The organism is Aquimarina gracilis (assembly GCF_035285365.1).
Taxonomy (GTDB): domain Bacteria; phylum Bacteroidota; class Bacteroidia; order Flavobacteriales; family Flavobacteriaceae; genus Aquimarina; species Aquimarina gracilis.
This window is the reverse complement of record NZ_JAYKLX010000009.1, coordinates 106,619-133,132: the sequence shown is the minus strand read 5'-3', so window position 1 is coordinate 133,132 and position 26,514 is coordinate 106,619. Positions and strand designations below refer to the sequence as shown.

General features: G+C 35.7%; 19 protein-coding genes. 7 read left to right on the top strand and 12 right to left on the bottom strand.

Going from position 1 to position 26,514, the window contains the following annotated elements:
• Positions 1 to 4 precede the first annotated feature (4 nt).
• The 5 genes from U6A24_RS18755 to U6A24_RS18735 form a co-directional block, all read right to left on the bottom strand.
• Positions 5 to 2,776: a TonB-dependent receptor gene (locus U6A24_RS18755; protein ID WP_324181546.1), complete on the bottom strand. Its 2,772-nt coding sequence runs from the start codon at positions 2,774 to 2,776 to the stop codon at positions 5 to 7.
• A 218-nt stretch (positions 2,777 to 2,994) separates the two neighbouring features.
• Positions 2,995 to 5,760, bottom strand: a complete 2,766-nt coding sequence (locus U6A24_RS18750) for a TonB-dependent receptor (RefSeq protein WP_324181545.1) — start codon at positions 5,758 to 5,760, stop codon at positions 2,995 to 2,997.
• Positions 5,761 to 6,211: 451 nt separating this feature from the next.
• Positions 6,212 to 8,059 carry a glutamine--fructose-6-phosphate transaminase (isomerizing) gene (gene glmS / locus U6A24_RS18745; protein WP_324181544.1) on the bottom strand — a complete coding sequence of 616 codons (1,848 nt, stop codon included), beginning with the start codon at positions 8,057 to 8,059 and terminating at the stop codon, positions 6,212 to 6,214.
• Positions 8,060 to 8,085: 26 nt separating this feature from the next.
• Positions 8,086 to 9,843: a DUF4270 domain-containing protein gene (locus tag U6A24_RS18740; RefSeq protein ID WP_324181543.1), complete on the bottom strand. Its 1,758-nt coding sequence runs from the start codon at positions 9,841 to 9,843 to the stop codon at positions 8,086 to 8,088.
• Between the two features lie 16 nt (positions 9,844 to 9,859).
• Positions 9,860 to 10,669 carry a glycogen/starch synthase gene (locus U6A24_RS18735; RefSeq protein ID WP_324181542.1) on the bottom strand — a complete coding sequence of 270 codons (810 nt, stop codon included), beginning with the start codon at positions 10,667 to 10,669 and terminating at the stop codon, positions 9,860 to 9,862.
• Positions 10,670 to 10,781: 112 nt separating this feature from the next.
• Between U6A24_RS18735 and panC the strand changes: the two genes are divergently transcribed.
• The 5 genes from panC to radA all read left to right on the top strand — a co-directional run bounded on the left by panC (position 10,782) and on the right by radA (position 15,650).
• Positions 10,782 to 11,630, top strand: coding sequence for a pantoate--beta-alanine ligase (panC, locus tag U6A24_RS18730; protein WP_324181541.1), 849 nt, complete (start codon positions 10,782 to 10,784; stop codon positions 11,628 to 11,630).
• A 19-nt stretch (positions 11,631 to 11,649) separates the two neighbouring features.
• Complete coding sequence (gene panD, locus U6A24_RS18725) at positions 11,650 to 12,000, top strand: aspartate 1-decarboxylase (RefSeq protein WP_324181540.1); 351 nt, start codon at positions 11,650 to 11,652, stop codon at positions 11,998 to 12,000.
• A 5-nt stretch (positions 12,001 to 12,005) separates the two neighbouring features.
• Positions 12,006 to 12,971, top strand: coding sequence for a lysylphosphatidylglycerol synthase transmembrane domain-containing protein (locus U6A24_RS18720; RefSeq protein ID WP_324181539.1), 966 nt, complete (start codon positions 12,006 to 12,008; stop codon positions 12,969 to 12,971).
• A 49-nt stretch (positions 12,972 to 13,020) separates the two neighbouring features.
• On the top strand, positions 13,021 to 14,166 hold the full coding sequence (locus tag U6A24_RS18715; protein WP_324181538.1) for an alpha/beta hydrolase: 1,146 nt from the start codon (positions 13,021 to 13,023) through the stop codon (positions 14,164 to 14,166).
• A gap of 116 nt (positions 14,167 to 14,282) precedes the next feature.
• Positions 14,283 to 15,650, top strand: coding sequence for a DNA repair protein RadA (gene radA / locus U6A24_RS18710; RefSeq protein WP_324181537.1), 1,368 nt, complete (start codon positions 14,283 to 14,285; stop codon positions 15,648 to 15,650).
• Here the strand turns inward: radA and U6A24_RS18705 are convergent, their stop codons facing one another.
• The 3 genes from U6A24_RS18705 to U6A24_RS18695 all read right to left on the bottom strand — a co-directional run bounded on the left by U6A24_RS18705 (position 15,651) and on the right by U6A24_RS18695 (position 18,636).
• Positions 15,651 to 16,682, bottom strand: a complete 1,032-nt coding sequence (locus tag U6A24_RS18705; protein ID WP_324181536.1) for an aldo/keto reductase — start codon at positions 16,680 to 16,682, stop codon at positions 15,651 to 15,653.
• Between the two features lie 585 nt (positions 16,683 to 17,267).
• Positions 17,268 to 17,981, bottom strand: coding sequence for a DUF434 domain-containing protein (locus U6A24_RS18700; RefSeq protein WP_324181535.1), 714 nt, complete (start codon positions 17,979 to 17,981; stop codon positions 17,268 to 17,270).
• Between the two features lie 142 nt (positions 17,982 to 18,123).
• Positions 18,124 to 18,636: a hypothetical protein gene (locus tag U6A24_RS18695; RefSeq protein WP_324181534.1), complete on the bottom strand. Its 513-nt coding sequence runs from the start codon at positions 18,634 to 18,636 to the stop codon at positions 18,124 to 18,126.
• 280 nt (positions 18,637 to 18,916) lie between these two features.
• On the opposite strand from U6A24_RS18695, the gene U6A24_RS18690 reads away from it, so the two are divergent.
• A complete protein-coding gene (locus tag U6A24_RS18690) occupies positions 18,917 to 19,315 on the top strand; it encodes a hypothetical protein (RefSeq protein WP_324181533.1) in 399 nt (132 codons plus the stop codon).
• Positions 19,316 to 19,379: 64 nt separating this feature from the next.
• Here U6A24_RS18690 and U6A24_RS18685 read toward each other — a convergent pair whose 3' ends face one another.
• Both U6A24_RS18685 and U6A24_RS18680 read right to left on the bottom strand, forming a co-directional pair.
• Positions 19,380 to 20,339, bottom strand: a complete 960-nt coding sequence (locus U6A24_RS18685) for an OmpA/MotB family protein (protein WP_324181532.1) — start codon at positions 20,337 to 20,339, stop codon at positions 19,380 to 19,382.
• 27 nt (positions 20,340 to 20,366) lie between these two features.
• Entirely contained in the window at positions 20,367 to 21,131 is a 765-nt protein-coding gene (locus tag U6A24_RS18680; protein WP_324181531.1) for an exodeoxyribonuclease III, read from the bottom strand.
• Positions 21,132 to 21,263: 132 nt separating this feature from the next.
• Between U6A24_RS18680 and U6A24_RS18675 the strand changes: the two genes are divergently transcribed.
• Entirely contained in the window at positions 21,264 to 21,641 is a 378-nt protein-coding gene (locus U6A24_RS18675) for a hypothetical protein (RefSeq protein ID WP_324181530.1), read from the top strand.
• An 18-nt stretch (positions 21,642 to 21,659) separates the two neighbouring features.
• On the opposite strand, the gene U6A24_RS18670 is transcribed toward U6A24_RS18675, so the two are convergent.
• Positions 21,660 to 24,662 (bottom strand): GEVED domain-containing protein, encoded by a 3,003-nt coding sequence (locus tag U6A24_RS18670; protein ID WP_324181529.1) that lies wholly within the window; start codon positions 24,660 to 24,662, stop codon positions 21,660 to 21,662.
• A gap of 250 nt (positions 24,663 to 24,912) precedes the next feature.
• Positions 24,913 to 26,448, bottom strand: coding sequence for a glycine--tRNA ligase (locus U6A24_RS18665; RefSeq protein WP_324181528.1), 1,536 nt, complete (start codon positions 26,446 to 26,448; stop codon positions 24,913 to 24,915).
• Positions 26,449 to 26,514 lie beyond the last annotated feature (66 nt).

The following is a 26,514-nucleotide window of genomic DNA, read 5'->3' as shown; positions in this document are numbered from 1 at the left end:
TTCTTTACAGGTCATTGATCGTTAAACTTATATAATACTGAGATCCTATAAATCCGGTTCCAAACGCAGTAAAATATTCATCCCCTCCTATATTGGTTGCCCCAGCTTTTAGTATAGTCTTGAGTGAAGGAATCTTATAATTGATTTGAGCATCGATCACCGAGAATGAAGGTACATCTCCGTTCCCAAAAGCAGCCTCCCAGAAATAATCATCACTCCAACGATAACTGGCATTAAATCCAAAGTTTTTAAACAAGTTGGAATGCCCAAATGTAGCTTTAACTTTATGTTTTGGAGTATTAAACTCGGTCCTGAAATCTGGATCTCTATCTTCATCCAAATCTTGTTCTGCGAATGTATAATTAACACCCAATTCGAAATCTCCTGGAAGCCTTGTGTTTATACCTGCAGTAACCCCCAAAGACCTTATGTCTTCATCAGAATTGGTATAGGCTTGATATACTTCAAAATCATCGTTCTGTAACGCCAAAAGGGACAAGGTCCCATCACCAACTTCCCCGTAAAAAGGAATAATAACATTTTGTGTAGAAATAAAGTCTTTGTATTGGTTATAATATGCACTTACATCAATAATGAATCGATCAACTTTTCCCCGATAACCAACCTCGAAAGCTGTCACTTTTTCAGGTTCAACCGGGCTTGCAGTTGATCTTACCGGATTACCTTGAAGCACAGAGGTTGCAGAAAATGAATTTTCATAAGCAGATCTACCTACAATATCCACACTATCTGAACCTAAAATTGCCTGACCAGAACCACTTATATCAGTACCGCTAAAAGTTCTAACATCTCGATCCAGATTATCCTGGGCAGAACCTACCAAAATAGCTCTACCAACATCTAATCCAATATAAAGATCCTGGGTAGTAGGATTTCTGAATCCAGTCTGTACAGAAGCACGAATATTATGATTTCTTTCTTCACCCAAGGTATATCCAATAGACAGTCGAGGAGAGATATTACCATCAAACAATTGCGACTTATCATAACGCATCGATGCTGTAACTTTTGCTCTTTCGTCTGCAAATTTCTTTTGTATCTGCGTATATACTCCATATTCTGAATATCGAATAGGGCCATCAAAATCCGTAAAAATTGTTCCGAATGAGTTTAATTTATATTCTCTAAAAGATCCTCCAACTTGAATATCTGCAAAATCTGAGGTAATATGGCTAAAGTTATAATTAACATCAGCATGCCTCAATTGTGTAGCGTCTTGAAATCTTGAACCCGTTGCAAGATCAGGATCCCTAACAACTCTTCTAAAAGCACTTTCAAAGCCCGGAGTTCCTGGTAACAATCGCCCAGTATCGGCTACTTGTCGTGCCGTAGCATGTGCTTGTTCTGGCAACGCTCCTGCCAATGTAGCCTGCACAAAAGTTCCTGCATATTCTCCAAACCAGGTTTCATCATCTTTCCAGGCTCTATTAATATTAATACCAGTGAAACGAGTATCATAAGAATCTCCTGCAGATTCATCTGTAATATATCCTCTAATAAAAAAATTGTTGTTTTTAACCTCAATTTTATGTTGTTGTAAAAAGAAATTTCGAATTGAATATCTATTTGCTCCTTGATAAATGGTTGTCCCTCTACCAACTTTCCCTACATAGATAAGCTCCAAATCATTTGCGAACGGTCTATAATGAAGAGCAGCGTCAAATTTTATACTCTCTGCAGGATAATCATTAAGATCACTTTCTAAATATCCTGTTCGACTTACATTTGCATCTGGTAGTATATTTTCTGCTCCAGCTGGCAAAAGTCCACGACCCACTAAGATCTCTCCAACACCTCTAATATTGGTACTTACTTCATCTCCATACACATTTAATCCATCATAATTAGGATCTGTTCTGTCGGTATTAGGGTTTAAAACATTTACAGTACTCGTAGCGAACCAATCTGTACCTCTTAAATATGCAAAATTAGCTTTAGCCGCAAATTTATCTGAAAAAGCATGTGCGATACGGATTCCGTAGTCATAATATTCGTTATCTCCTGCTGCTTCTTGAGAAGTAATTCCTCCCTTGGCATAAGCACTTATACCTTGATGATCAAATGGGCTTTTACTAGTCATAAAAAGAATACCATTAAATGCGTTTGCTCCATACAAGGCAGAAGAAGCACCTGGTAGAAGCTCTACGCTATTCACATCAATTTCGTTCATCCCAATTAGATTACCAAGAACAAAATTTAAAGCGGGTGCAGTATTATCCATACCATCAACCAACTGTACAAAACGAGTATTAGCAAAACTTGCAAAACCTCTCGTATTAATAGATTTAAATGTTAAACTATTGGTGTTAATATCTACTCCCTTAAGCGATTCCAAACCATCATAAAAATCTGGCGCAGGAGTATTTTTTATTTCTTTGATTCCAAAACGTTCTACACTTACTGGAGATTCAAATATACGTTCCGGCGTTCTTGAAGCAGATATCACTACTTCATCGAGTTCTGTTCCTTCTTTAAGTGTAATTGTTACTTCTGTAGATTCTGAAGTAATTACCGTAGAACTTGTTTCGAAACCTATACTACTTACCTCTATAGTAAAAGGAGGTGATTGTTCTACCGTGAGTGAAAAGAGTCCATCAAAGTCTGTTACCGTACCTACAGGCGAACCCTGTAGTTTAACATTAGCCCCGGGGATCGGTTGATTATTATCATCTAGAACCGTACCCTTAATTGTTGTTTGCGCAGTAGCAGTAATACCAATAAGTAGTAGTATTACCACTAAAGTAATTGTTCTCATACCCCTGAAATTTTATAGTTACAAGAACAATATACGTTTTTTTAGGAATTTTTTAATAAAATTGTTAAAGCTTTGTTTTTTTATTGCAAAATATCCTCTTTGCTAGTGGTATCGACAATTTAAAGTTTTCCCATTATCCAAGACCATAAAAACAAAAAACCTGTCTGAAAAAAATCAAACAGGTTTATTTTATTTTTTAAGCCTTTAAGGTGTTTGCCCTATAGGTTATTTATCGATAATCCTACATAGTATTGAGATCCAATAAATCCTGATCCAATAGCAGTAAAATACTCGTCACCACCAAGGTTATTGGCACCAACTTTTAATTTAGCTTTTAACGCCGGAATAGAGTAGTTGATTTGAGCATTTATTATGGTGTATGAAGGAATATCTCCTACTCCGAAATCTGACTCCCATAAATACTCGTCACTCCAAACAAAACTAGTATTGAAACCAAAGTTTTTAAATAACTCATCGTTACCGATAGACGCCTTTACTTTGTGTTCTGGCGTATTAAAGTTACTTCTAAAATCTGGATTCTCTTCTTTATCAAAATCTTCCTTGGCATACGTATAATTTGCATTCAAATCAAATCCTTTTATTTTGTATGTAAATCCAGCAACTGCTCCGTAAGAATTAATGTCCACATCAGAGTTTGTAGAAGCAGTAAATGTTCTTCTTGTTCCTGCACTGGTTAGAGATTGTATTGCTTGTAATTGCTCTGCATCTGTACCGTTAACAACACCTTGTCCTGGAACTATAACAGTTTCATTAGCAATAAAATCCTGGTATTGGTTGTAATATACACTACCATCAAAGATAAAGTCACCAAACTGAGCTCTATACCCTAATTCATAAGCAGTAACTTTTTCAGGCTTCACTATGTCTATATCTGCAATTTCTAAATCTGCAGGATTTCCTGTTTCAGCAAATCTCTGAACCGAACTTGCAGAATACGAATTTTCATAAGCATCTCTTCCTGTATAAACATTGTTGAAATCATCTTGTACAGTATATCTATCTAGGTTCTCTGGGGCAGACCCTACAAGAAGTGTTCGTCCGATATCAAGACCAATAAATAAATCCTGTGTAGTAGGGTTTCTAAAACCAGTTTGCACAGATGCACGTAAATTACGCGTTTTATTAGCTCCAAAAGTATAACTTACAGAGAATCGAGGAGAGAAATTACCATCGAACAACTGAGATTTGTCATAACGTACAGATCCAGTTAGCTTTAATCTTTCGTCTAATAGCTTTCTTTGAAGTTGTGTATATACACCATATTCAGAATACTTGATTGGACCATCTACATCTGTAAATACCGTACCTTCAGAATCTAATTTATACTCTCTAAAAGATCCACCGATCTGAATATCAGCAAAATTACTTGTTAAATGGCTAAAGTTATAATTTGCATCTGCATGTCTAAATGAAGATTTCTCTAAGAACTTAGAACCACTCGCAAGGTCTGGATCACTAGTTACCTGATTAAAGGCTTGCTCAAATTCTGGAGTACCAGGAATTAAACGACCCGTTTCTGCAACTTGTCTAGCCGCAGCATGAGCAGCTTGTTGCGCTGCTGGATCATTAGGATTGGTACCTATAGCACCCAAATAAGTAAGAATGTACTCTTGGAACCATTGTCCATCAGATTTCCAAGCGTTATTTATATTAAGCCCGGTAAATCTAATATCATATGAATCTCCTGCGTCTTCAGCAGTAATATACCCTCTTACAAAGAAGTTATCATTCTTAACCTCTAATTTATGCTGTTGTAAGAAGAAATTACGTAACAAAGTACGGTTGGCATCCTGTGTAACTGTTGTACCTCTACCTAATTTACCTGCATAAATAACTTCGAAATCATTAGCAAAAGGTCTATAATGTAATGACGTATCAAACTTCAAACTTTCTACATCATTATCATTAAGATCTGCTTCATCGTACCCTGTTCTACTTACTACCGTTTCTGGTAATAATGGTAATAGAGATTGATCAAAAGCTGGGTTTTGCGCAGCAAGTCCTCTCAAAGACCCTTTGGCTTCATCTCCATATACATTTAATCCATCATAACCAACATTGTTCTCTCTTGTCGCTCCAGGATTTTCTAAATCTCTCTTATCTGCTGCAAGCCAATCTGTACCTTTTAATATAGAGAAGTTTGCTTTTGCCGCGAATTTATCTGAAAACGCATGTGCCATTCGAACACCTACGTCATAAAATTCATTATCTCCAGCAGCTTCTTGTGAAGTAATACCTCCCTTTGCATAGGCACTTATTCCTTGATAATCAAATGGATTTTTACTGTTCATGAATAGAATACCGTTAAATGCATTCGCTCCATAAAGTGCAGAAGACGCTCCTGGCAGTAATTCAATATTTTGCACATCAAGCTCATTGGTACCTACCAAATTACCAAGTACAAAGTTAAGTGCTGGTGCAGTATTATCCATCCCGTCAATTAATTGTACAAAACGCGTATTGGTGAATGTAGCAAAACCTCTGGTGTTTATTGATTTAAGTGCCAAACTATTAGTATTGATATCCACACCTTTAATATTTTCAAGGTCTCCATAAAAATCTGCAGAAGTAGCATTTTTAATCTGTTTGATACCATAACGCTCAATACTTACTGGAGATTCGAATAATCTTTCTGGTGCTCTCGAAGCCGAGATTACCAACTCATCTAGGAAAGTAATATCCTCAAGTACAATAGTAATATCTTTTGTGTCTGAAGTAACCACAAATGTAGCATCATCAAAACCGATACTACTTGCAATTAAAGTAAATGGATAATTTTTTTCTGTTGTTAAAGAGAAATTTCCATCAAAATCTGAGATCGTAGAAACCGAAGTTCCTTTTACCGTAACACTAACGCCGGGAATGGGTTGATCGAAACTATCGATTACCCTACCGTCGACTACATTTTGTGCAATGCTCAAAGTGCTAACCAAAAGCATTAAAATAAGTGTAGTTGTTTTCATAAGTAGATTTATTTTATAATTAAGTTGATTTTCTTATGCATACATAAGAAATAAGGTTTGGGGTGCAAAACTAACCTTTTTTTATTAAAAAAAAAGAAAAAAGTGTTTTTTGTCGTAAAAAAACTGTTTTTCAACGATGTTTATTGCTAAAATAGCATTTTCAAGAAACCATAAACTCCATCAAATATTTGGAATTTAGCAATCAATATGCAAGTGTTTACATTTAAATCTAAGTAAAATAATTTAGATTTAACAATTAAATTCACACTCCATAACAATATTGTGTTAAAACCATAAAGAATTGAAAATTTTAATTTACTCTTGAAATCGGACCTCCTTAAGCACCCAAGCCTTTATATGAAGAAAGGCAATAAAAATACCCCCAAATAGTATCTAACTTTTTGGGGGCACTTCATAATGGTGGTTTTTAATTTATGCCTAGGCAAAATAACTACTCAACAGTAACAGATTTTGCTAAATTTCTTGGTTGGTCTACATTCTTATCCAGCATTACGGCTATATGATATGATAACAACTGTAATGGTATTGTAGAAAGTAAAGGAGTTAGAAACTCTTCAGTTTCCGGTATTTCAATAACATGATCTGCTAATTCTTTAACAGTAACATCTCCTTCGGTAACTATTCCTATTATTTTTCCTTTTCTAGATTTTATTTCTTGTATGTTACTTACAACCTTTTCATAATGTCCCTTTTTTGTAGCTATAACCACTACTGGCATTTGGTCATCAATAAGTGCAATAGGACCATGTTTCATTTCTGCTGCAGGATATCCTTCTGCATGGATATAAGAAATCTCCTTAAGTTTTAGAGCTCCTTCTAGTGCAACAGGGAAATTAAAACCTCTTCCAAGGTAAAGGAAGTTTTTTGCATCTTTATAGGTATCTGCAATCAATTTGATATGATCATCAGACTCTAATGCAATTTTCACTTTTTCAGGTATTCTCTCTAATTCTTGTAAGTAATAATGAAAATCACTATTGGATATAGTTCCTTTTCGCTCTGCCAATTTTAACGCAATAAGAGAAAGAATTGTAATCTGTGTTGTAAATGCTTTTGTCGAAGCAACGCCTATCTCTGGTCCTGCATGTGTATAGGCTCCAGCATGCGTTTCACGAGAAATAGAAGAACCAACTACATTGCAAATTCCAAAGACAAAAGCACCTTTTTCTTTAGCCAATTTTATAGCGGCCATAGTATCTGCAGTCTCACCACTCTGTGATATAGCTATTACAACATCGTCTTGATGTATCACCGGGTTTCGATATCGGAATTCTGAGGCATACTCTACTTCTACAGGAAGTCGCACTAATTCTTCAAATATATACTCTGCAACCAGACCTGCATGCCATGAAGTACCACATGCAATTATAATGATCCTTTTAGCATTTAAGAGTTTTGCTAAATTATCATCTATGCCAGCCATTTTTATAATCCCTTCGGTAACTCGCATGCGCCCTCTAAAAGTATCACTTATTGCATTTGGTTGTTCGTATATTTCTTTAAGCATGAAATGATCATATCCTCCTTTTTCGATCTGCTCCAAGTTTATTTGCAACTCCTGAAGGTACGGATCTACCATGCTATCATCTTTGATCTTTCTTACTTTAACCCCCTTACCTCTTCTTACAATTGCCATCTCTCCATCTTCAAGATAGATTGCGTTATTTGTAAATTCTAAAAAGGGAGAAGCATCAGATGCTACAAAAAATTCGTCTTCGCCAACTCCAATAGCCAAAGGACTACCTAATCTGGCAACGACAATTTCGTCTGGCTTTTGTTTATCAAAAACGGCAATAGCGTAGGCCCCTATGGTTTGGGTTAATGCAATTTGAACAGCTTTTCCAAGCTTAACGTTTTCTTTATTCTTTACATCTTCGATAAGATTTACTAACACCTCGGTGTCGGTTTCCGAAGTAAAAGTATACCCTCTCTTGATTAACTCTTGTCTTAGGGATTCATAATTCTCAATTATTCCATTGTGAATAATTACCAAATTTCCCGAGTTAGAGTAATGTGGATGAGAATTTACATCATTAGGAACACCATGTGTGGCCCATCTAGTATGCCCAATCCCTATATTTCCTTTTGTTGGAATTTCTTTTACCAATCGTTCTTCAAGGTCTGCTACCTTGCCTTTGGTTTTTGATAATTTAATATCATTCCCATCGTATAAGGCTATCCCGGCAGAATCATACCCTCTATACTCTAGTCTTTTTAACCCTTTTAATACTATTGGATATGCTTCTCTATGACCAATATATCCTACTATTCCGCACATTGTTCAAGTTTTTTAATGTTGTTAATTTAGTTGTTTTTTGATTCGGTGTAAAAAATCTCAAGTTTTAATTTCTTAGATTCGGGAACATTGGCTCCAGTTCCATAGAGCACAGTTCCTTCATGAGAAATTATTGACGAGGTAGGGATAGTCTCATCATTATCAACTGAAGTATCACCTATAGCTGTGGTTACTGAGTTTACGTTTTGCGAAACGGCGACTCCAAGTTTGATATTATCAATATTTTCACGCAATAAATTTGCGATATGTTGTGTAATTCGTATTCTATAAAACTCACCTGCATCATCTGCATCTCTGCTAATTCTTCCTAAATGATTGCTAATTGAATTGACAGGATCAACCGAATTGGCAAGTTGAAGACTAACATCCAGGTTATAATCTGCAAGAACTTCTCCAGTTTCTAAATTAAAAACATAAATCCTTTCTGGTTCTGAACTACCAGATTCAACCATGTCTTGATTAATATAGAACTTAAGGTTTGCATCATTAATTAACCAGTTTTGTCTTTTCAAAAACTCTAATTCATTTTCTTCTTCTCCTTCTTCATTAACGATATTGCGATTAAACAACTCTATAACTGCTACAGATCCAACTCCACCTTTTAAGTATAAATTATCTTCACCATTAACCTTATCTTGATTTTCATCTCTTAATTCTTCTGCAATTACGGGATCAAAATCTTCAGTTATACCATTAAGAATATTATTAGCAAAAGACAAAACAAGTTCTCCTTGATTTGTTATTTCTACAGTTTGGTCTGAATCGTCAGTAGTGGTAGTAGTTGATGTATAATGAAGAGTTATGTTTGCTTCTCTAATATTGAGGTATAATAAATTGCCGGTATTATCCACCGATTCTGCTTTAAAATATACACCTCTAAAATAATTACTAAAATTATTTTGATTGCTTAACTCTGCGCTACCTTCTTTATCCAAAAACAATGTTGAAAAATACTCTCTTACATCATTTCCAGGATCGTTAGTATTCGGTATGTTTGGATCATCAAAAAATGCCACTCTTAATCTTGGGCTTACTCTACTTCTTGCGGTAATAGAGTCATTTCCATTTACATCTTTGGTTTTCTCTGTTAAAATTATCTCTTTGACAGAAGGCACAAAATTGTCATTGGTATAAAATGGAGTTCCATTTCCAGAAGGCCCTTCACCCTCAACAGCGCTACCAAAACTTTCTATGTCATTAGAATAATAAACTTGCGTTTCGGTTGTTGTAGGATCAAAATCTCGCAAAAAATAATTGGACCTAAACAGGGAGATTTTAAATGGCTTATTTTGATAAACAGAATCCAATTCATAGGTAGAAGCAGTTTCGGTAACCGTATTTCCATTCACTTCAACTTCAACAGATTCTACTTCGGTTACTCTACTTATATAAGGCATACTAAACACTACACTATCAAGAACAGCATTCTCTCCAAATGTTACAGGAAATCGATTAACCGGTAACTGGGCCTGACATAATAGGCTATACAATGATTGCCCATAAACTGGATCATCATATACTCCCAATAGATTAGAATGAAAAGTTAATTGTCCTCCTGCATTAAACTCTCTAAACACATTACTGGTTTGCACCCTCTCAAATCTCTTGCTGTATGCTATTGGTGCAGCGTTATATAGTTCGTCTTGAAATCCAACCCCTCCTATAACTTCACTCCCAACTGTATTAAAATCATCTTCACAAGAAAAAAAAGCAAAAACAACAGTTACCGTAACGGTAGTTTTAATTAAAATGTTCTTCAATTTCATAAATAATTCATTTTGCTTAAACCAATACTTCTGTTTGATAGAAGGCTTCATAGGCATCCGCAAATTCATCTGGTTTTTTATACTCTAATACTGGTTGGTTTGTATCTTCTAAGTACTTTACAAGTTCATCAGGAATATTTTCTGATCCTACAATAATAGCATCAGAATTATCTATTGCTACTTTCATTACATTATTGTATGTAGGTTTTTCTAAAACACTTATTTTTTCTTCTGCAATACCATCAAATTTCACTTTTTCCATCATTTTTTCATCAAGTGTTCCTTCATAACCATGATCATAAACCGATGTTACAATTTTACTATGACCAAAAAGTGGTTCGTTGGCATAATAATGCTTAAGATATAATGGCAGTAAAGATGCTAGCCACCCGTGAACGTGAATAACATCTGGGGACCAATTTAATTTCTTTACAGTTTCTATTACACCTTTTGCAAAAAAGATGGCTCTTTCATCATTATCTGGAAACAAATTCCCTTCTTCATCTGTCAGAGTTGCCTTTCTTTTGAAATAATCTTCATTATCAATAAAGTACACCTGCATTCGCTCCTTAGGAATCGAAGCTACCTTAATGATAAGGGGCATGTCCAAATCATTAATTACTAAATTCATCCCCGAAAGACGTATTACTTCATGTAATTGATGTCTTCTTTCATTGATATTGCCATATCTAGGCATAAAAATTCTAATTTGGCCTCCTTTACTATTCACCATCCTAGGTGCTTCAAAAGACATAGATGAAATTTCGGTCTCTGGTAGGTAAGGTATTACTTCTGATGATACATACAATATCCTCTTATCTTTCATATAATCGATACTTTTATCGTCCTCCTTTTTGGAATTAATTTTGCAAAATTACGAAAATTTATGCAGTCTGCCAGTAATATCTTATTTTTGCAGCCCTTTAAGTTTTTGACCAATGCACATATACGAAAAAAGACGAGATATAGTTTCTCATGTTGCAACTCTTTTAAAAGAGCAAAAAACCATTGGTTTTGTACCAACCATGGGAGCTTTACATAAAGGACATATGGCATTGGTTGAAAAAGCCTTGAAAGAAAATGACACCGTCATTGTAAGTGTTTTTGTGAATCCAACTCAGTTTAATAACTCCGAGGATTTGATAAATTACCCACGTACATTAGAGTCTGATGTCGCCCTTTTATCAAAATTATCGACAAATATTGTTGTTTTTGCTCCTGTACCTAAAGAGGTTTATGGTGCACAAATGATTTCTACAAATTATGATTTTGAAGGCCTGGAAAACGAAATGGAAGGAAAGTTTAGACCCGGTCATTTTGATGGAGTAGGTACTGTTCTAAAACGTCTTTTTGAAATTGTATCTCCTACCAGAGCTTATTTTGGTGAAAAAGATTTTCAACAGCTTCAAATTGTAAAAAAACTAGTAGAACTAGAAAAAATGTCAGTACAAATCATTGGTTGCCCTATTTTTAGAGAAGAAAATGGTTTGGCATTAAGCTCTAGAAACAAAAGGCTAAACAGGAAACAATTAGAAGCTTCTCCTTTGATCTACAAGACATTAAAACAAGTAAAAAAAGACTTTGGCATAAAAAGTGTTATAGAATTAAATGAATGGGTTTCTGAACAATTTAAGAACAATGAAATCCTTGAATTGGAATATTTCGAAATAGCTAAGATATCTGACTTAAAATCTATTAAGGAAAAACAGCAAGACACTAAGTATCGAGCTTTTATTGCAGCATTTGCTGGCAAAATTAGACTCATTGATAATATTGCCCTAAACTAAAAATAACTAACTTTGTAACATGTTTGTACACGTAGTAAAATCAAAAATTCATCGCGTTAAAGTTACCGGTGCCGACCTCAATTATATTGGAAGTATCACTATTGATGAAGATTTAATGGATGCAGCCAATATTATTGAAGGCGAAAAAGTACAGATCGTAAATAATAATAACGGAGAACGATTGGAAACCTATGCTATTCCAGGACCCAGAAATAGTGGAGAAATTACACTTAATGGAGCCGCAGCGCGAAAAGTAGCTAAAGGTGACGTTTTAATTTTAATCACCTATGCAATGATGGATATTGAAGCTGCCAAAAACTTCAAACCAAAGCTTCTTTTCCCTAATGAGGAAAACAACTTGTTAAAATAGAAGTAGTGCGTCCTAAACTTGTAAAAATTTTAAAAATAATACTCCCACTTGCACTGGGAGTTTTTTTAATTTGGTATTCTATTGCTTCAGCTACCCCAGAAGAACGACAAAAAACGCTTTTATACATTTCCAAAGCAGATCCTAAATGGGTTGTTCTATCTGTAATTATGGGAATAACCTCACATCTCTCAAGGGCGTATCGCTGGAGGTTTCTTCTTGAACCCATGGGATACTCTGTAAAATTATCAAACAGCTACATGGCCGTTATGGCAGGTTACCTTGCAAATATGGGGATTCCTAGATCCGGGGAAGTCTTGAGAGGTGGTACAATCTCTACTTATGAACGTATTCCATTTAAAAAAGCATTTGGGACAATTATTTCTGAAAGAGTCATCGATTCTGTGATGCTATTAATTGTTATAGCTATTACCTTACTTTTTCAATCTGAAAATCTATTCTCGTACTTTAAAGAAAAAATTGCGAATACCTTCATTATAATTATTGCCATTGTTGTAGCTATATTCCTTGGAGTAATTTTTCTTAGGATCATTAAAAAATCTAAGAATTCCTTTTTAATTAAAGTCAGAACATTTGGAGAAGGTATTTTAGAAGGTGTTAAAAGCATTTCTAAACTCAAAAAGAAAGGCGCTTTTATCTTTCATACTTTACTTATTTGGGTGTTATACGTTTCTATGTTTTATGTTATAAAATTTGCTGTCCCCGAAACGGCGCACTTATCCATTGGTCCAATGCTTGCGACTTTTGTTGCAGGATCGATTGCAATGTCTACTACCAATGGAGGGATAGGAGCATTCCCAATTGCGACTGCAGCTATTTTAATCCTATTTGGCGTTGAAAAACCAGCTGGAGAGGCATTTGGCTGGATCTTATGGGGCTCGCAGACCGCAATAAATATAATAGTAGGTTCGTTATCCTTTTTATTTCTACCCATAGTAAACAGGCAGAAATAAAGAAATAATTTAATATATTGTCCCTTGCTTAACCGTAATCTTGTTACTTATGAAAAAAAGTGTAACTCTTTTAATGGCTTGTATTTTTGTTGTTTCTGGATATAGCCAGGCAATTTATGAGTCTTTTAGATCTATCAAATTAGATCAAAGTAGAGAATTAAAAATTCAATTACCCCGTAATTATAAAAAGAATGTCGATAAAACATATCCATTAATTATTGTTTTGGATGGTGATTACTTATTTGAACCCGTTGCCGGAAATGTTGATTTCTTTTCATATTGGGAAGATATGCCAGAATCTATCGTTGTTGGGGTAAATCAAAGAAAAACCAGAGAAAGAGACTGCGAATATGATAAAGGTGAATACTTACCTACCCTAAAGGGCTCAGAGTTTTTTGAATTTATAGGTCAGGAACTTGTACCTTATCTAAATCAAACCTATCGTACTGCGCCATTACAAATTATTGTTGGCCATGATTATACGGCTAATTTTATAAATTATTTTTTATTTAAAGACAATCCTATTTTTCAAGGATATATATGCCTAAGCCCAGAGTTAGCACCTCCAATGGTCGAAAGAATCTCTACCAAGCTGTCGTCGTCTTCAGATATATGGTATTACCTTGCCACAGCAACAAACGATGCCGAAAGAATAAAAAAAGATGTTCGGGATCTTAATGATAAAATGCAAGAGGTTGAGAATTCTGATATCCATTTTTTCTTTGATGATTTTGAGGAATCATCACACTACACGCTGGTAGGAAGAGGAATCCCAAGAGCCCTGGAGACCATGTTTGAAATGTATCGTCCTATCACGAAGAAAACATATAAAGAAGTACTTCTTCCTTTGGAAACATCTACCTATGATTATTTGGTCGACATGTATAAAACCACCGAGCAATTGTATGGTATCAAAAGAGAAATTCGAATTAATGATTTTATTGCAGTATCTACAGCTATAGAAAAAAATCAAAAATGGGAAGAGCTTGAACCTTTGGGAAAACTGGCAAATAAAGAACATCCGAAAAAAATGTTAGGGTACTATTATCTAGGGATGTTTTATGAGCAAACAGGAGAACCCAAAAAGGCGATGAGAGCTTATGAAAACGGATTTCAGCTTGAAGAAGTTGCTTTTCTAACCAAAGATTATATGCTTGATAAAGTAAACAAGATCAAGGAAGACTTTGGATGGTAACTTTTCTTGGTAAGATAAAATTATTAAGATCCCTTTTAAAAGGGATCTTTTTTATTTCTGCTCAGGCTAATTTTCAATCCAAATAATAGTATTTTTACACCTTATCATCTTTTAATATGGCCAAAACAAAAACCATTTTTTTCTGTCAAAATTGCGGAGCCCAGTATGCCAAATGGCAAGGACAATGCACCTCGTGCAAAGAATGGAATACAATAGCAGAAGAAGTGGTTCAAAAAGCCGAAAAAAATGATTGGAAAAGTACTTCGACTACCTCCAAAGTAACAAAAACAGCCAAACCTTTACGAATTTCAGAAATTGATACCAGCCAAGAAGCCCGGTACAATACAGATGATGCCGAACTTAATCGTGTACTTGGTGGAGGATTGGTTCCTGGCTCCTTAACGCTTTTAGGAGGTGAACCAGGAATTGGAAAGAGTACCTTACTGCTTCAGATAAGTCTTAAACTTCCCTACAAAACCCTGTATGTTTCCGGAGAAGAAAGCCAGAAGCAAATAAAAATGCGAGCAGAGCGTATTAAATCCAAGACCGATAATTGTTTAGTTCTTATCGAGACCAAAACTCAGAATATCTTTAGACAAATTGAAGCTACCGAACCTGATATTGTTATTATAGATTCTATCCAAACATTACACAGTGATTATATCGAGAGTAGTGCAGGTAGTATATCTCAGATTAGAGAATGCACAACAGAATTAATCAAATTCGCCAAAGAAACTGCGACTCCGGTGATCTTAATTGGACACATAACTAAAGATGGAAATATCGCGGGGCCCAAAATCCTGGAACACATGGTCGATACTGTTTTGCAGTTTGAAGGAGATCGCAATCATGTGTATAGAATCTTAAGAGCTTTAAAAAACCGTTTTGGTTCAACTTCTGAATTGGGTATTTATGAAATGCAGGGAAGCGGACTAAGAGAAGTAAATAATCCTAGCGAAATTCTAATCTCAAAAAAAGAAGAAGAATTAAGTGGTACAGCAATCGCTTCTACCTTGGAAGGTATGCGGCCCTTGATGATCGAAATACAGGCTTTGGTAAGTACCGCGGTATATGGCACACCTCAACGCAGTGCTACTGGATATAATCTAAAGCGCCTCAATATGATCCTTGCTGTTTTAGAAAAAAGAGCTGGTTTCAGGCTTGGAACAAAAGATGTTTTCCTAAATATTACCGGAGGAATTTCGGTAGATGATCCAGCCATCGACCTGGCTGTAGTAGCGGCTATTTTATCATCTAGTGAAGATATTCCTATCCCAAAAGACTATTGTTTTGCTGCAGAAGTTGGTTTGGCCGGAGAAATACGACCCGTTACCAAAGTAGAACAGCGCATACAAGAAGCAGAGAAACTAGGTTTCTCTACCATCTTAGTTTCAAAATACAACAAAATATCTCTACAAAATACTCAAATCAAAATTCAGTTGGTTGCTAAAATCGAAGATGTTGTAGAATATCTTTTCGGATAATTAAGGCGCAGGATTAGGAATACTCTCATGCACGGCTTCAATTTCTTTTAAAATTTCATCAGAAAGAGTCAGGTTAATGCTATCGATATTCTCACTCAATTGTTCTAGCGACGTAGCGCCAATAATATTGCTGGTTACAAAAGGACGCTCATTAACAAAAGCCAAAGCCATTTGTGTTAAGCTAATGCCATGTTTTTTAGCAATTTCATTATACGCCCTTGTTGCCTTATAGCTATTCTCTTTCATATACCGGTTATAATTTGGAAACAAGTCTACTCTAGAGTTTTTAGGAATTTCCTCTAAATATTTACCGGTTAGCATCCCAAAACCAAGAGGAGAATATGGTAAATGTCCTATATTTTCGCGATGAAGAATTTCTGAAAGCCCGACCTCATCTTTTCTGTTTAGTAAATTATAAGGGTTTTGCACCGTGATCATTTTTGGCGCGCCTTTTCTTGCTTCTTCTACATAACGCATTACACCATAAGGCCCTTCATTAGATAACCCTATCTGTCTAATCATACCTTTTTTGATAAACCCATCTAAATGATGCAAAACCTCTGCAAAATTATCCTCCCATGTATCATTTTTGTCATGCGTATATCCTCGTTTACCAAAAAAATTAGTTTGTCGTTCTGGCCAATGCAGCTGGTAAAGGTCAATATAATCGGTTTGCAAACGTTTCAAACTTTTATGTATCGCATCTTCAATTTCTGTTTTGGTAAACTTTCCTGTTCGAATATGCTTGGTAAATTCTGCTGGGCCCACAATTTTGGAAGCAATAACTACTTCGTTTCGTTTTTTTGTTTTTGTAAGCCAACTTCCAATAATTTTTTCGGTACTGCCTTGCGTCTCTTTTTTTGAAGGAACAGAATATAACTCTGCAGTATCTATAAAATTTACTCCTTGACCTATTGCATAATCCATTTGCTGATGACCTTCTTCTTCGGTATTTTGTTCTCCCCAGGTCATAGATCCCAGGCATATTTTACTCACTTTGATATCAGTGTTGGGTAGGGTGGTATATTTCATCCGGCGATTCTCTAGTTTTTTGGTAGATTAATAAAATAACCTCAAAAGTAGAAACTCTTCCCTTAAACTAATGCAAAAATTATCATAATAAATTAGGTGTACACCACAAAGACGTGTGGATGATGTCTACAACTAACACATATTGTCTACAATCTTAAAAAGATGATTTATTGGCACATAAATATATAATTGCCTGAAAAACAATACTTTATAGTATATCATTATTTAAACTCAATTTGCGGAACGATTTTTTCAATGCATAAACTAAAAATGCCATGTACTCACAAGCTAGACGAGGATGGTGTGATTTTAATGATAGGAGTAATCTTCTGACTTTACTCTATTTAACCGGAAAAGAGCTTCTGAAAAAAGAGGCTCTTTTTTGTACCAAAAAACGGGCATAGTTACCCCATTACTATGCCCGTATTAACAACTAACCAACCTAAAACTTACTTCGCTTTCATGTTCAACCCGTTAGTTTTATAGGTATATTATAAAGGTATTGCAAAGAGGAAGTTTGTAAAATATGTATTGAGGGAAAGAAGCTTTTGAGTGAGGGAAATTGCTATTCGGGATATGTTAATGTTACACTGCAAACACAATATTCGCCTCTTTAATATTCTGATCGATTAAATAGCTTACCATGTTGAAGTTTTTTTGAGCTCTATCCAACACCCAAGCATCAGAACTTATTACGATATTTTTAGATTCTGCTAATACTTTATCTGGGTTGTTTACCAAATGAATTTCCCATGGAAAAGAGCATTCTTGAGCAATTTCACGAATCCTGGTTTTGAGACGACCGCTATTAGACACAGGGGCATCAAAATACCATAATACCGAGACCACCTTTAGTTCTTGAAGTATGTTACCCATAAGCTTAAGTACTTGTTCTGTTTTTTGGACTCTCTTATAGGTACCATGAACACCTGAAACATCACGATAGTAACCATCTAAACCTTTAAAAATATAGGCTCCAGATAGTGCACTCTCTAAAACAATGAGCAAGTTAAAACCATCGATGGCAACAACCTGATTTTCTAAGTTGCCAGGCAATAAAGCATACTGTTCTCTCAATGCAATTTGTTGCTTGCTCGTACTCATCCCTAATAAAGCTTTTTGTTGTCTTGTGTTAAGCTTATATCGATTACCCACCAATTGCACCGAAGACTTTTCTGCAAAACCGCGTGAGAGCAAATAACACATATCTTTTGCCGCCTCTTTTAATTTTTGACGCATTTTTGGATCCCCAAACAGGCGATCGTCACTAGCTTCTTTTCCTCGGTTGCGGGTGGTCATTTAGGCACTGATTTGCATACATTATAAAGAACTTAAGCTACACTTAGATTAGATTAGCAAAGAGCTTATATCTTTTGGTCATATGATAGCATACCGCCATTTCCTACTCGAATTTAATAGAATAAGGAAACTGTCCGTACTACTATTCTTTATTCACTTTTTTGGCAACACCACATTTTCTCCGAACCGTTCTTTCTGCAAGCGCTGCAGCATTTCTGGCCTGATCCTCAGAACCTCCGTCGTTAACAACCTCGTTATAGACGGTTTTGTTTTCTATAAGACCTTTTAGGATACACATAAACCCTGGGCTGTCTTTACCCTTGTAAGGACTCTTTTTGTTGGGTCTTGCTATCAACTCTCTAAACAAGCGATCTTTTAATACTATATCTTTTTGAACTTCTACTACAAATTTATTTAGAACATTTTGATCTTCTGGATACATATCATTTACCTTATCCAAGGCGTTGGCATACTCATCATTGGTGAAACTAAAATAGTTATAAATGTCAAAGTAGTTGTTATCTCCTTCTCCTTCCTCTTGCACCTCTTCTTCACTTTGTATTTCTTCTTCGTTCTGGTACTCTTCTTCGCTTTCCTGGCTCATTCCTTTAAACGCAGATACTAGTACTAGTATAAAAATGAATAGCTTCCTCATTTGTTCTATAGTTTTAAATTAATTTGGGGTATTATAAACGTCTCGCTACATCCTTTTGTTACGTGTCTTCCTTATTTTTATGCTTTTTCACGCTACATAATTAAGGATTTTATTTTTGTTTACTAAATTCGTGGCACACTTTTTGGTTTTTATCAAATAAATTGAGTATTTTGACTCGCTTTTTAAGGTTATTTTAACAATAAAAAAAGTTTTTATACGTTGTGATAACCGGTGTAATTAACCTATAAACTTTTAATACATTTTTTAACACCCAAACATTATGAAAAAATTATTTCTACTTCTATTCGTGCTAGGCGCAGGATTATCAACTCAAGCACAGGTATCTTGGGAAGAAATGAACAGAATTTATGACGAAGAATTGTATCCTTTAGCAAAAGATGTTGCCGAAATGACCGATAAAGTAATTGCCCAAGGTAATGTAGTTTCTATTGTTAAAGATACTGGAACTACATCAGTACAAAAAAAGAAAGATAACTCCGTTCCTGTTGATTATTATGATTATTTTCTATTAACCTCTACTGGAAGAAAAATTGGACCTTTAGAAGCAATGCAAGCACACAAAGTGGTGCATAAGTTTTTAGACGTCCTGAGACGGGTTAAAGACAATGCTTCTGCAGACAATACGAAAGAAATTGAAAGCATACTTAATAGTTTATAAACTATATCCAAATGTAAAAAACGCGACCTCTTCAGGTCGCGTTTTTTATGTCATTATATGTCTTTTATATATCATTTAACAACTTGGTAATCTCATCCAATTTGGGGGTTAAGATCACCTCGATACGTCTGTTTTTACTTTTGCCTTCGCTTGTATCGTTACTTGCCACAGGAGCGTATTCACCTCTTCCCGCTGCGGTAAGATTTTGGGGATCGATTTTCCCATTTTCCAATAAAATATTTACGATGGCCGTGGCTCTTTTGGTAGAAAGATCCCAGTTACCCGATAATTGTGCATTACCTGTATAAGGAACATTATCGGTATGCCCTTCGATTAATACTGCGATATCTTGGTTTTGCGCCAATACTTTTCCTAATTGCTTCACCGCTTTACGCCCTTGTGCCCCGACAGCCCAGCTACCAGATTCAAACAACAACTTATTCTCCATAGAGATATATACTTTGCCATTGCGCTCTTCTACCGTAAGACCTTTTCCTTCAAAATTACGTAGCGCTTTAGATATAGCATTTTTCAAGGCTTGCATTTTGGCATCTTTGGCGGCTATTAATCCCTCGAGTTCATTTATGCGTTGGGATCTAGCATCTAAATCCCGTTGAAGTTTATCTAAACGGGTTCTCTCTTCGGCCAAAGTACGCTCTTTGTCTTCTAGTTGCGCCAACAACTCTCTATTCTTTTTGCTATTGGCTGCAATAGCCGCAGAGCTGTTTTTTTCGAGCGCATTATAGGATCTCTTTAGGTTTTCATAATTGGCCTGTGCCGCCTCGTAATTGCGCTGTAGTTCATCTCTTTCAGCTTTTGTTTTTTCATATTGAGCGGTAAGGTTTTCTAACGACTTTTTATCTGCCTTACTTTCTTTCTCTAGAGCAGCCAAATCATCTTCCATCTTTCGGTTTTCACGTTTAAGATTGGCATATTTACCTTCTAATTCTTTATAAACTTTTGACGTTACACAAGAGGAAAGCAAGGTTCCTACTAGTACAATTCCTGCAATTCTTTTGATCATATATTACGTTTTTATGGGGTTTTAAAATTAAACATCCAATTCTACCACAATTGGGCAGTGATCACTATGTTTTGCTTCTGATAGAATAACGGCTCTTTTTAATTTATCTTGTAACGGTTGGGCAACCATCCCATAATCCAATCGCCATCCCTTGTTATTGGCTCTTGCATTTGCTCGATAACTCCACCATGAATAGTTATGAGGTTCTTTATTAAAATGTCTGAAAGAATCGATAAATCCACTATCCATAAAATTACCTATCCATTCGCGCTCTACAGGCAGAAATCCTGATACATTTTTGTTACGCACAGGGTCATGAATATCTATAGCCTGGTGACAGATATTATAATCTCCCAGTATAATGAGATTTGGGTATTGTTGCTTCAGTGTATTAACATATTCCTGAAAATCGGCCATGTACTTCAGTTTATGTTCCAAACGTTCAATATTAGTCCCACTAGGCAGGTATAAACTCATTATGGACACTCCATTAAAATCTGCTCTTAGGTTACGACCTTCATGATCCATATACTCTATACCAGTACCATACTCGATGTGATCTGGTTCTTTTTTGGATAAAATCGCTACTCCGCTGTACCCTTTCTTTTGTGCACTATACCAATAATTATAAGAGTACCCAGCTTTTGTAAAAAGGTCAAGGTCCAATTGATCTTTATTAGCCTTGATTTCCTGAAGACATATTACATCGGGATCTGCCTGCTGCAACCACTCTAAAAAACCTTTATTTATTGCTGCACGAATTCCGTTTACGTTATAGGAGATGATTTTCATGAAGTAAATAGATTTAAATTTTTGTAAAAATAAAATTTACAACTATTTAATATTCTAAATACATCATAAACTTTGGGGTGTTGCAAACAAATAAGGTTGAAAACCCTATCTTTATAAAAACAACCACAAATCATGAAAATTATGTTTAGAATAGCTTGCCTAGTAGCTTCACTTACCTTGTACACTTGTTCTGGCGCAAAACAAACAACCACGGCGGCAGCTGCCGAAACAACAACAGAGATTCAAACTATATCTGCCAAAGAAATGAAAGAAAAAGGATTTAGTAAAGGGACCCTAACCTCGAGCAAATCAAAAGATTGCCCTTATATTCTTACCATTGAAGAATATAAAGACAAACTTGACCCTATTAATCTAGGTGACTTTTTCAAAGGCGATGACATGCCTGCCCAAGTTTGGGTTAAATTTTCTAATCTTAGAATGGCGAGCCGATGTAATGATGCCCGACCGGTTTCTATTACAGCAATAGATAAACGTATAGAAAACAAATAATCTTTTGTTTATACGTTTTTACCTTACGGCAAAACCTGCAATATTTCTTTTGCTACTACCTAATCGCACAAAGTAAATACCAGATTTGGCATAAGACATATCCAACTCGTATGTAAATGTTCCATTGCCGTCCTTTTTTAAAAGATTAGAAGCCACTATTTGGCCAGAAATATTAAATACATAGATTCTTTCCTCATCAGCTGCATTGGTGTCGGTCTTTGTAATTACAAACTGATTTTCTGGCTCAGAAACAACAATCAATTCTGTTGTTGTATCTGGATCGGGGCCTGTAGATTCGTTTACAATATTCACCGTATAGTCATGTGTAGATCCAAATTGCATTGACCCACAAGGATCGGATAATGGTGCTCCCGAATTGGTATTGGTATCTCCTGCTCTTATTCTGAACAAGTGATTTCCTGGGGCAGCTTCATCATCCAGTGTAAAATTAAAGCCTAGATCTGTATCTATTTCACTTATTATAACATTATCAAATATTATCTCTGAAGCCTCAAAAGTATTATTATCATTGAAGTCTATCCAAACCGAAAATCTTTCGGCTCCATTGTCATCTGCAAAACCTGATTGAACCGTTAAGGTGTACTCTATCGATTGTTCAAGCTCTATAGTAAAATCACCTGTAAAATCTTCATATCCTGTATTACAACCAATAGGAGAATTGGTAACATTTGCCAATTTAAAAGACGTAATCCCATCACCAAATTGAGCACAATCTGAAGTAGGGGCACATAATGCATTTACTACTGTCGTAGTTATGTTATTGTTGGTAGCATCCTCATCTCCAGAAAGTACTGTACCTATCTCAAAACTATACTCACCAAACTGTAAAAGATCGGCACCTTGAGTAAATGTATAAGACACAGATTCTAGAGAAGCCAAAGTTCCTGTAAAAACTTCGCTAATTGTTTCTCCTCCATTTATAGAATAGGAAACGGGTATATTTGACTGGGCGGACCCACCATAATTAAAGATGGTAATGATTATTTCTTCTTCTGATGAAAATTGCCCCTCTGTTAAAGGAGAAATCAAAGCGGTTACTCCAACATCATTGGCAAATAGATTTTTAACATCTGTTGTTGCACAATCATTTTCTGGAGTTATGTCTGTTGTTGTATTAGTTTCAGCAGTAATATTATAGGTTCGTTCTGCTGTTAGATCTGCTGTTGCGGCAAAAGAGAAAGAAGCTGTTTTTCCCGGATTAAGAGGACCGGCAAATAATTCGTTGACCGGAGCACCTCCATTAATCGAATAGCTAACCGGGATATCTGTTTGCACAGAAGAACCAAAGTTTTTGATGGTTACAGTAATGGTTTCTTCTGTTGTTAACACAGCATCAACTGGATTTTCGACTCGTATTACCCCCACATCACTAGCAACATCCGGGGCAATTTTAAAAACTCCTACCACATTTCTAGCGTTATCATCTATATCCTGAAAATATTCGGCTATATGCCAAAATGTTTGATCATCTACTGGATCTACCGTTAATTGTGCATAGTCCCCATAACGATTTTGATTTGTATTGTTTATTCCGGTACCAATAGCAATAGTTTCTTCGGGAAATGTCATTGTTCCCAGAGGATCATCAACCAACCTTCCAGTATAACGAATAGACACAAAACTATCTTCTGTAGCAAGATTAGCAGTAGTTCCTATAGTAGAATATCCCATTCCGATATTACCAAAAATATCCATTGCCATACTTCCACACCATGCACTTTTCCCATCGGTCGAGGTATAGGTTCCTTCTTGATAAACTGTCCAAGGTTGTCCGTCTCCATTTTGTCGTAATTCATACCATCTTATTCCCGAAACATTATCAGAATCTTGTCTGTCGTCTATATCCACTGCAAAGTTAAGTACTACGGCATTATAATCACAGAACCTCCTATAATTGGTAGCATACATTACCGCTCCCTGAAGTACATCAATATCCTGCCCAGAACCTGGTTGAGGAAGATTACCAAAAGAGCCTCCATCAAATGTAGTATCGAAAGCACTAATATCACCACCGCTTACTGTCAATTCTTCGGACTCGGCAATTGTGGATTCTGCAAGATTTACCCAATCAACATTTATAGTCCATAATTTTAACGCATCCTCGGTAACTCCTTGCCATGCATCATCTTGATAATAAATAATTCTAGCATCTCCATCGGGTGGTAAGGTGTTTCCAATGGCATTAAATGAGGCAGGGCTATAAAAACCTCCTATTCGGGCTCCAGGAAGCGGAAAACCAACCATTTTGGCATTTTCGTCTCCTTTTAACATCTTATCTCTTTCTATTACGAATACTACTTCATCATTTTGTAATGAGTTTTGGTCCTTATTGGCGGTTACATAATACCCGTCCGACCAAATAGAAAATTTTGTGTAATCTGGAAAACTACCTGTGTTAAAGCGATAAGTAAACCATCCATCATTTACAGGGTCTGATCCTTTACATACTGCAACCAAAAATCCATTTGGTGTATTAGAGAATTGTGTTACCACAAATCGGTCTGCAAAGCTATCGTAGAATACAATCGGATCTCCAAGACTTTCTCCTGGGAATAGGTTCTCTAGCGACACCGATGCCATTACTTCTACTCCGGCACGATCATGAATAGCAAATTCAAAATTTTTGGCACTCACATAGTGATTAGGACCTACCGCCCCTGTTGGGTCTGACGGTGAAAATGTACTTGTATTCGCTTCAAAAGTTAGGGAAATAGCCTTACTCACTCTTAAACCTTGTGAGCTTTTTTGTCTTTTCACCAAAGGATCGGGGCCTTTGGATCCTTTACCGGGTACAATTTTATTTCCGTCAGTTCTTCTAGGGTTTATATTACCTTTTCTTGGTTTTCCCTTAATTAAGTCTTTTCCTTTTAACGGGGATATATCTTTTACGTAAACTGCCTTACTTATGTAAGTAGCTTTTTTTATTTCCTTTTTTGGGGACTTTTGGGAAAACCCAATAGTTACAAAACATGTGAAAACAAAAACTAAAATCTTTTTCAATAGCATAAGTTGAGTATTTTTTAAAAGTATAGCAACTTTTTACTTTTCGACTAAAATACAATTTAACTTCAAGATATAACAATCATCAAAAAGTATTTCTTTTAAATCAACAAAAAAATGGTTTGATTTTCAAGATAATTGCCATTTTCGAAATACTAAAAACAAGGTAGTTACCAATCAAAATTATGTAAAAAAACAAAGCTGTCTTATGGTGTGGACAGCTTTTTATTAGAACGTATGATTCTTAAAATTATTTCAACCAATATTCGGCATCTGTTTTTTCAGAAATTATAGTTTTAAGATCGGTAATTGCAACTCGTTTTTGTTCCATTGTATCTCTATCTCTAATGGTTACAGAATTATCTTTTAGAGTATCATGGTCTACAGTAATACAAAATGGGGTACCATTGGCATCTTGCCTTCTGTACCTACGGCCAATAGCATCTTTCTCATCGTACATGACGTTAAATTTCCATTTCAGATCATCTACAATTTTTTGCGCAACTTCTGGCAAACCGTCTTTTTTTACCAAAGGAAGAATAGCCGCTTTTATAGGAGCCACTACTGCAGGTAATTTTAGCACTACTCGGCTAGAGCCATCTTCTAGGTTTTCTTCTTGTAATGCTGTCGAGAATACCGCCAAAAACATTCTATCCAAACCAACAGATGTTTCGACTACATAAGGAACATAGCTTTCCTTAAGTTCTGGATCAAAGAATTGTAGCTTCTTTCCAGAATATTGTTCGTGGGCCTTCAGGTCAAAGTCTGTTCTAGAATGAATTCCTTCTAACTCTTTAAATCCAAATGGAAAATTAAATTCAATATCTGCAGCGGCATTTGCATAATGTGCCAATTTATCATGATCGTGAAAACGATAATTTTCTTCACCTAACCCTAAAGAATGATGCCATTTAAGGCGGGTTTCTTTCCAATACTCGTACCATTTCATTTCTTCTCCCGGACGAACAAAAAATTGCATTTCCATTTGCTCGAACTCTCGCATTCTGAAAATAAATTGTCGAGCGACAATTTCATTACGAAAAGCTTTACCAGTTTGTGCTATCCCAAAAGGTATTTTCATTCGACCTGTTTTTTGAACATTTAGGAAGTTTACAAATATCCCCTGAGCGGTTTCTGGTCGTAAAAACAAATCGGTAGCAGTATCTGCAGAAGCTCCTAGTTTTGTACCAAACATTAAGTTGAACTGTCGAACCTCGGTCCAGTTTTTTGATCCTGTTTCTGGATCGGCAATACCTAATTCTTCAATTAGGGCTTTTACATCGGCAAGGTCTTCTTTTTCCAAAGATGAACCCATTCGTTTGAGTACTTCTTCTCTTTCGGATAAGTATTTTACTACTCTTGGGTTTGTAGATACAAATTGTGCCTCGTCAAAAGCATCGCCAAAACGTTTTTTTGCTTTTGTAATTTCTTTTTGAGCCTTTTGATTAAGCTTTTCGGCATAATCCTCAATAAGCACATCGGCTCTATATCTTTTCTTAGAATCTTTATTATCGATAAGTGGATCGTTAAAAGCATCTACGTGTCCTGATGCCTTCCAGGTAGTTGGGTGCATAAATATTGCAGCATCTAACCCGACTATATTTTGATGCATGTTAACCATGCTTTTCCACCAATATTCTCGAATATTCTTTTTGAGTTCTACTCCATTTTGACCATAATCATACACCGCACTTAATCCATCATAAATCTCACTAGAACCAAAAATGTACCCATACTCTTTTGCATGGGCTATAACCTTTTTAAATTTATCTTCTTGCTTTGCCATTGCGCAAAAATAATTGAATTTATCAAATTAACGACCTTCAAAATTAATTTCTATAAAATGCATAAA

Excerpts from the sequence above, each read along its gene's own strand:
- U6A24_RS18750 (WP_324181545.1), bottom strand. The coding sequence starts at position 5,760 with ATGAAAACAACTACACTTATTTTAATGCTTTTGGTTAGCACTTTGAGC.
- U6A24_RS18680 (WP_324181531.1), bottom strand. The coding sequence starts at position 21,131 with ATGAAAATCATCTCCTATAACGTAAACGGAATTCGTGCAGCAATAAAT.
- U6A24_RS18735 (WP_324181542.1), bottom strand. The coding sequence starts at position 10,669 with ATGAAAGATAAGAGGATATTGTATGTATCATCAGAAGTAATACCTTAC.
- U6A24_RS18685 (WP_324181532.1), bottom strand. The coding sequence starts at position 20,339 with ATGATCAAAAGAATTGCAGGAATTGTACTAGTAGGAACCTTGCTTTCC.
- U6A24_RS18755 (WP_324181546.1), bottom strand. The coding sequence starts at position 2,776 with ATGAGAACAATTACTTTAGTGGTAATACTACTACTTATTGGTATTACT.
- U6A24_RS18740 (WP_324181543.1), bottom strand. The coding sequence starts at position 9,843 with ATGAAATTGAAGAACATTTTAATTAAAACTACCGTTACGGTAACTGTT.
- glmS (WP_324181544.1), bottom strand. The coding sequence starts at position 8,059 with ATGTGCGGAATAGTAGGATATATTGGTCATAGAGAAGCATATCCAATA.
- U6A24_RS18695 (WP_324181534.1), bottom strand. The coding sequence starts at position 18,636 with ATGAGGAAGCTATTCATTTTTATACTAGTACTAGTATCTGCGTTTAAA.
- panD (WP_324181540.1), top strand. The coding sequence starts at position 11,650 with ATGTTTGTACACGTAGTAAAATCAAAAATTCATCGCGTTAAAGTTACC.
- U6A24_RS18665 (WP_324181528.1), bottom strand. The coding sequence starts at position 26,448 with ATGGCAAAGCAAGAAGATAAATTTAAAAAGGTTATAGCCCATGCAAAA.
- U6A24_RS18705 (WP_324181536.1), bottom strand. The coding sequence starts at position 16,682 with ATGAAATATACCACCCTACCCAACACTGATATCAAAGTGAGTAAAATA.
- U6A24_RS18715 (WP_324181538.1), top strand. The coding sequence starts at position 13,021 with ATGAAAAAAAGTGTAACTCTTTTAATGGCTTGTATTTTTGTTGTTTCT.
- U6A24_RS18690 (WP_324181533.1), top strand. The coding sequence starts at position 18,917 with ATGAAAAAATTATTTCTACTTCTATTCGTGCTAGGCGCAGGATTATCA.
- radA (WP_324181537.1), top strand. The coding sequence starts at position 14,283 with ATGGCCAAAACAAAAACCATTTTTTTCTGTCAAAATTGCGGAGCCCAG.
- U6A24_RS18700 (WP_324181535.1), bottom strand. The coding sequence starts at position 17,981 with ATGACCACCCGCAACCGAGGAAAAGAAGCTAGTGACGATCGCCTGTTT.
- U6A24_RS18675 (WP_324181530.1), top strand. The coding sequence starts at position 21,264 with ATGAAAATTATGTTTAGAATAGCTTGCCTAGTAGCTTCACTTACCTTG.
- panC (WP_324181541.1), top strand. The coding sequence starts at position 10,782 with ATGCACATATACGAAAAAAGACGAGATATAGTTTCTCATGTTGCAACT.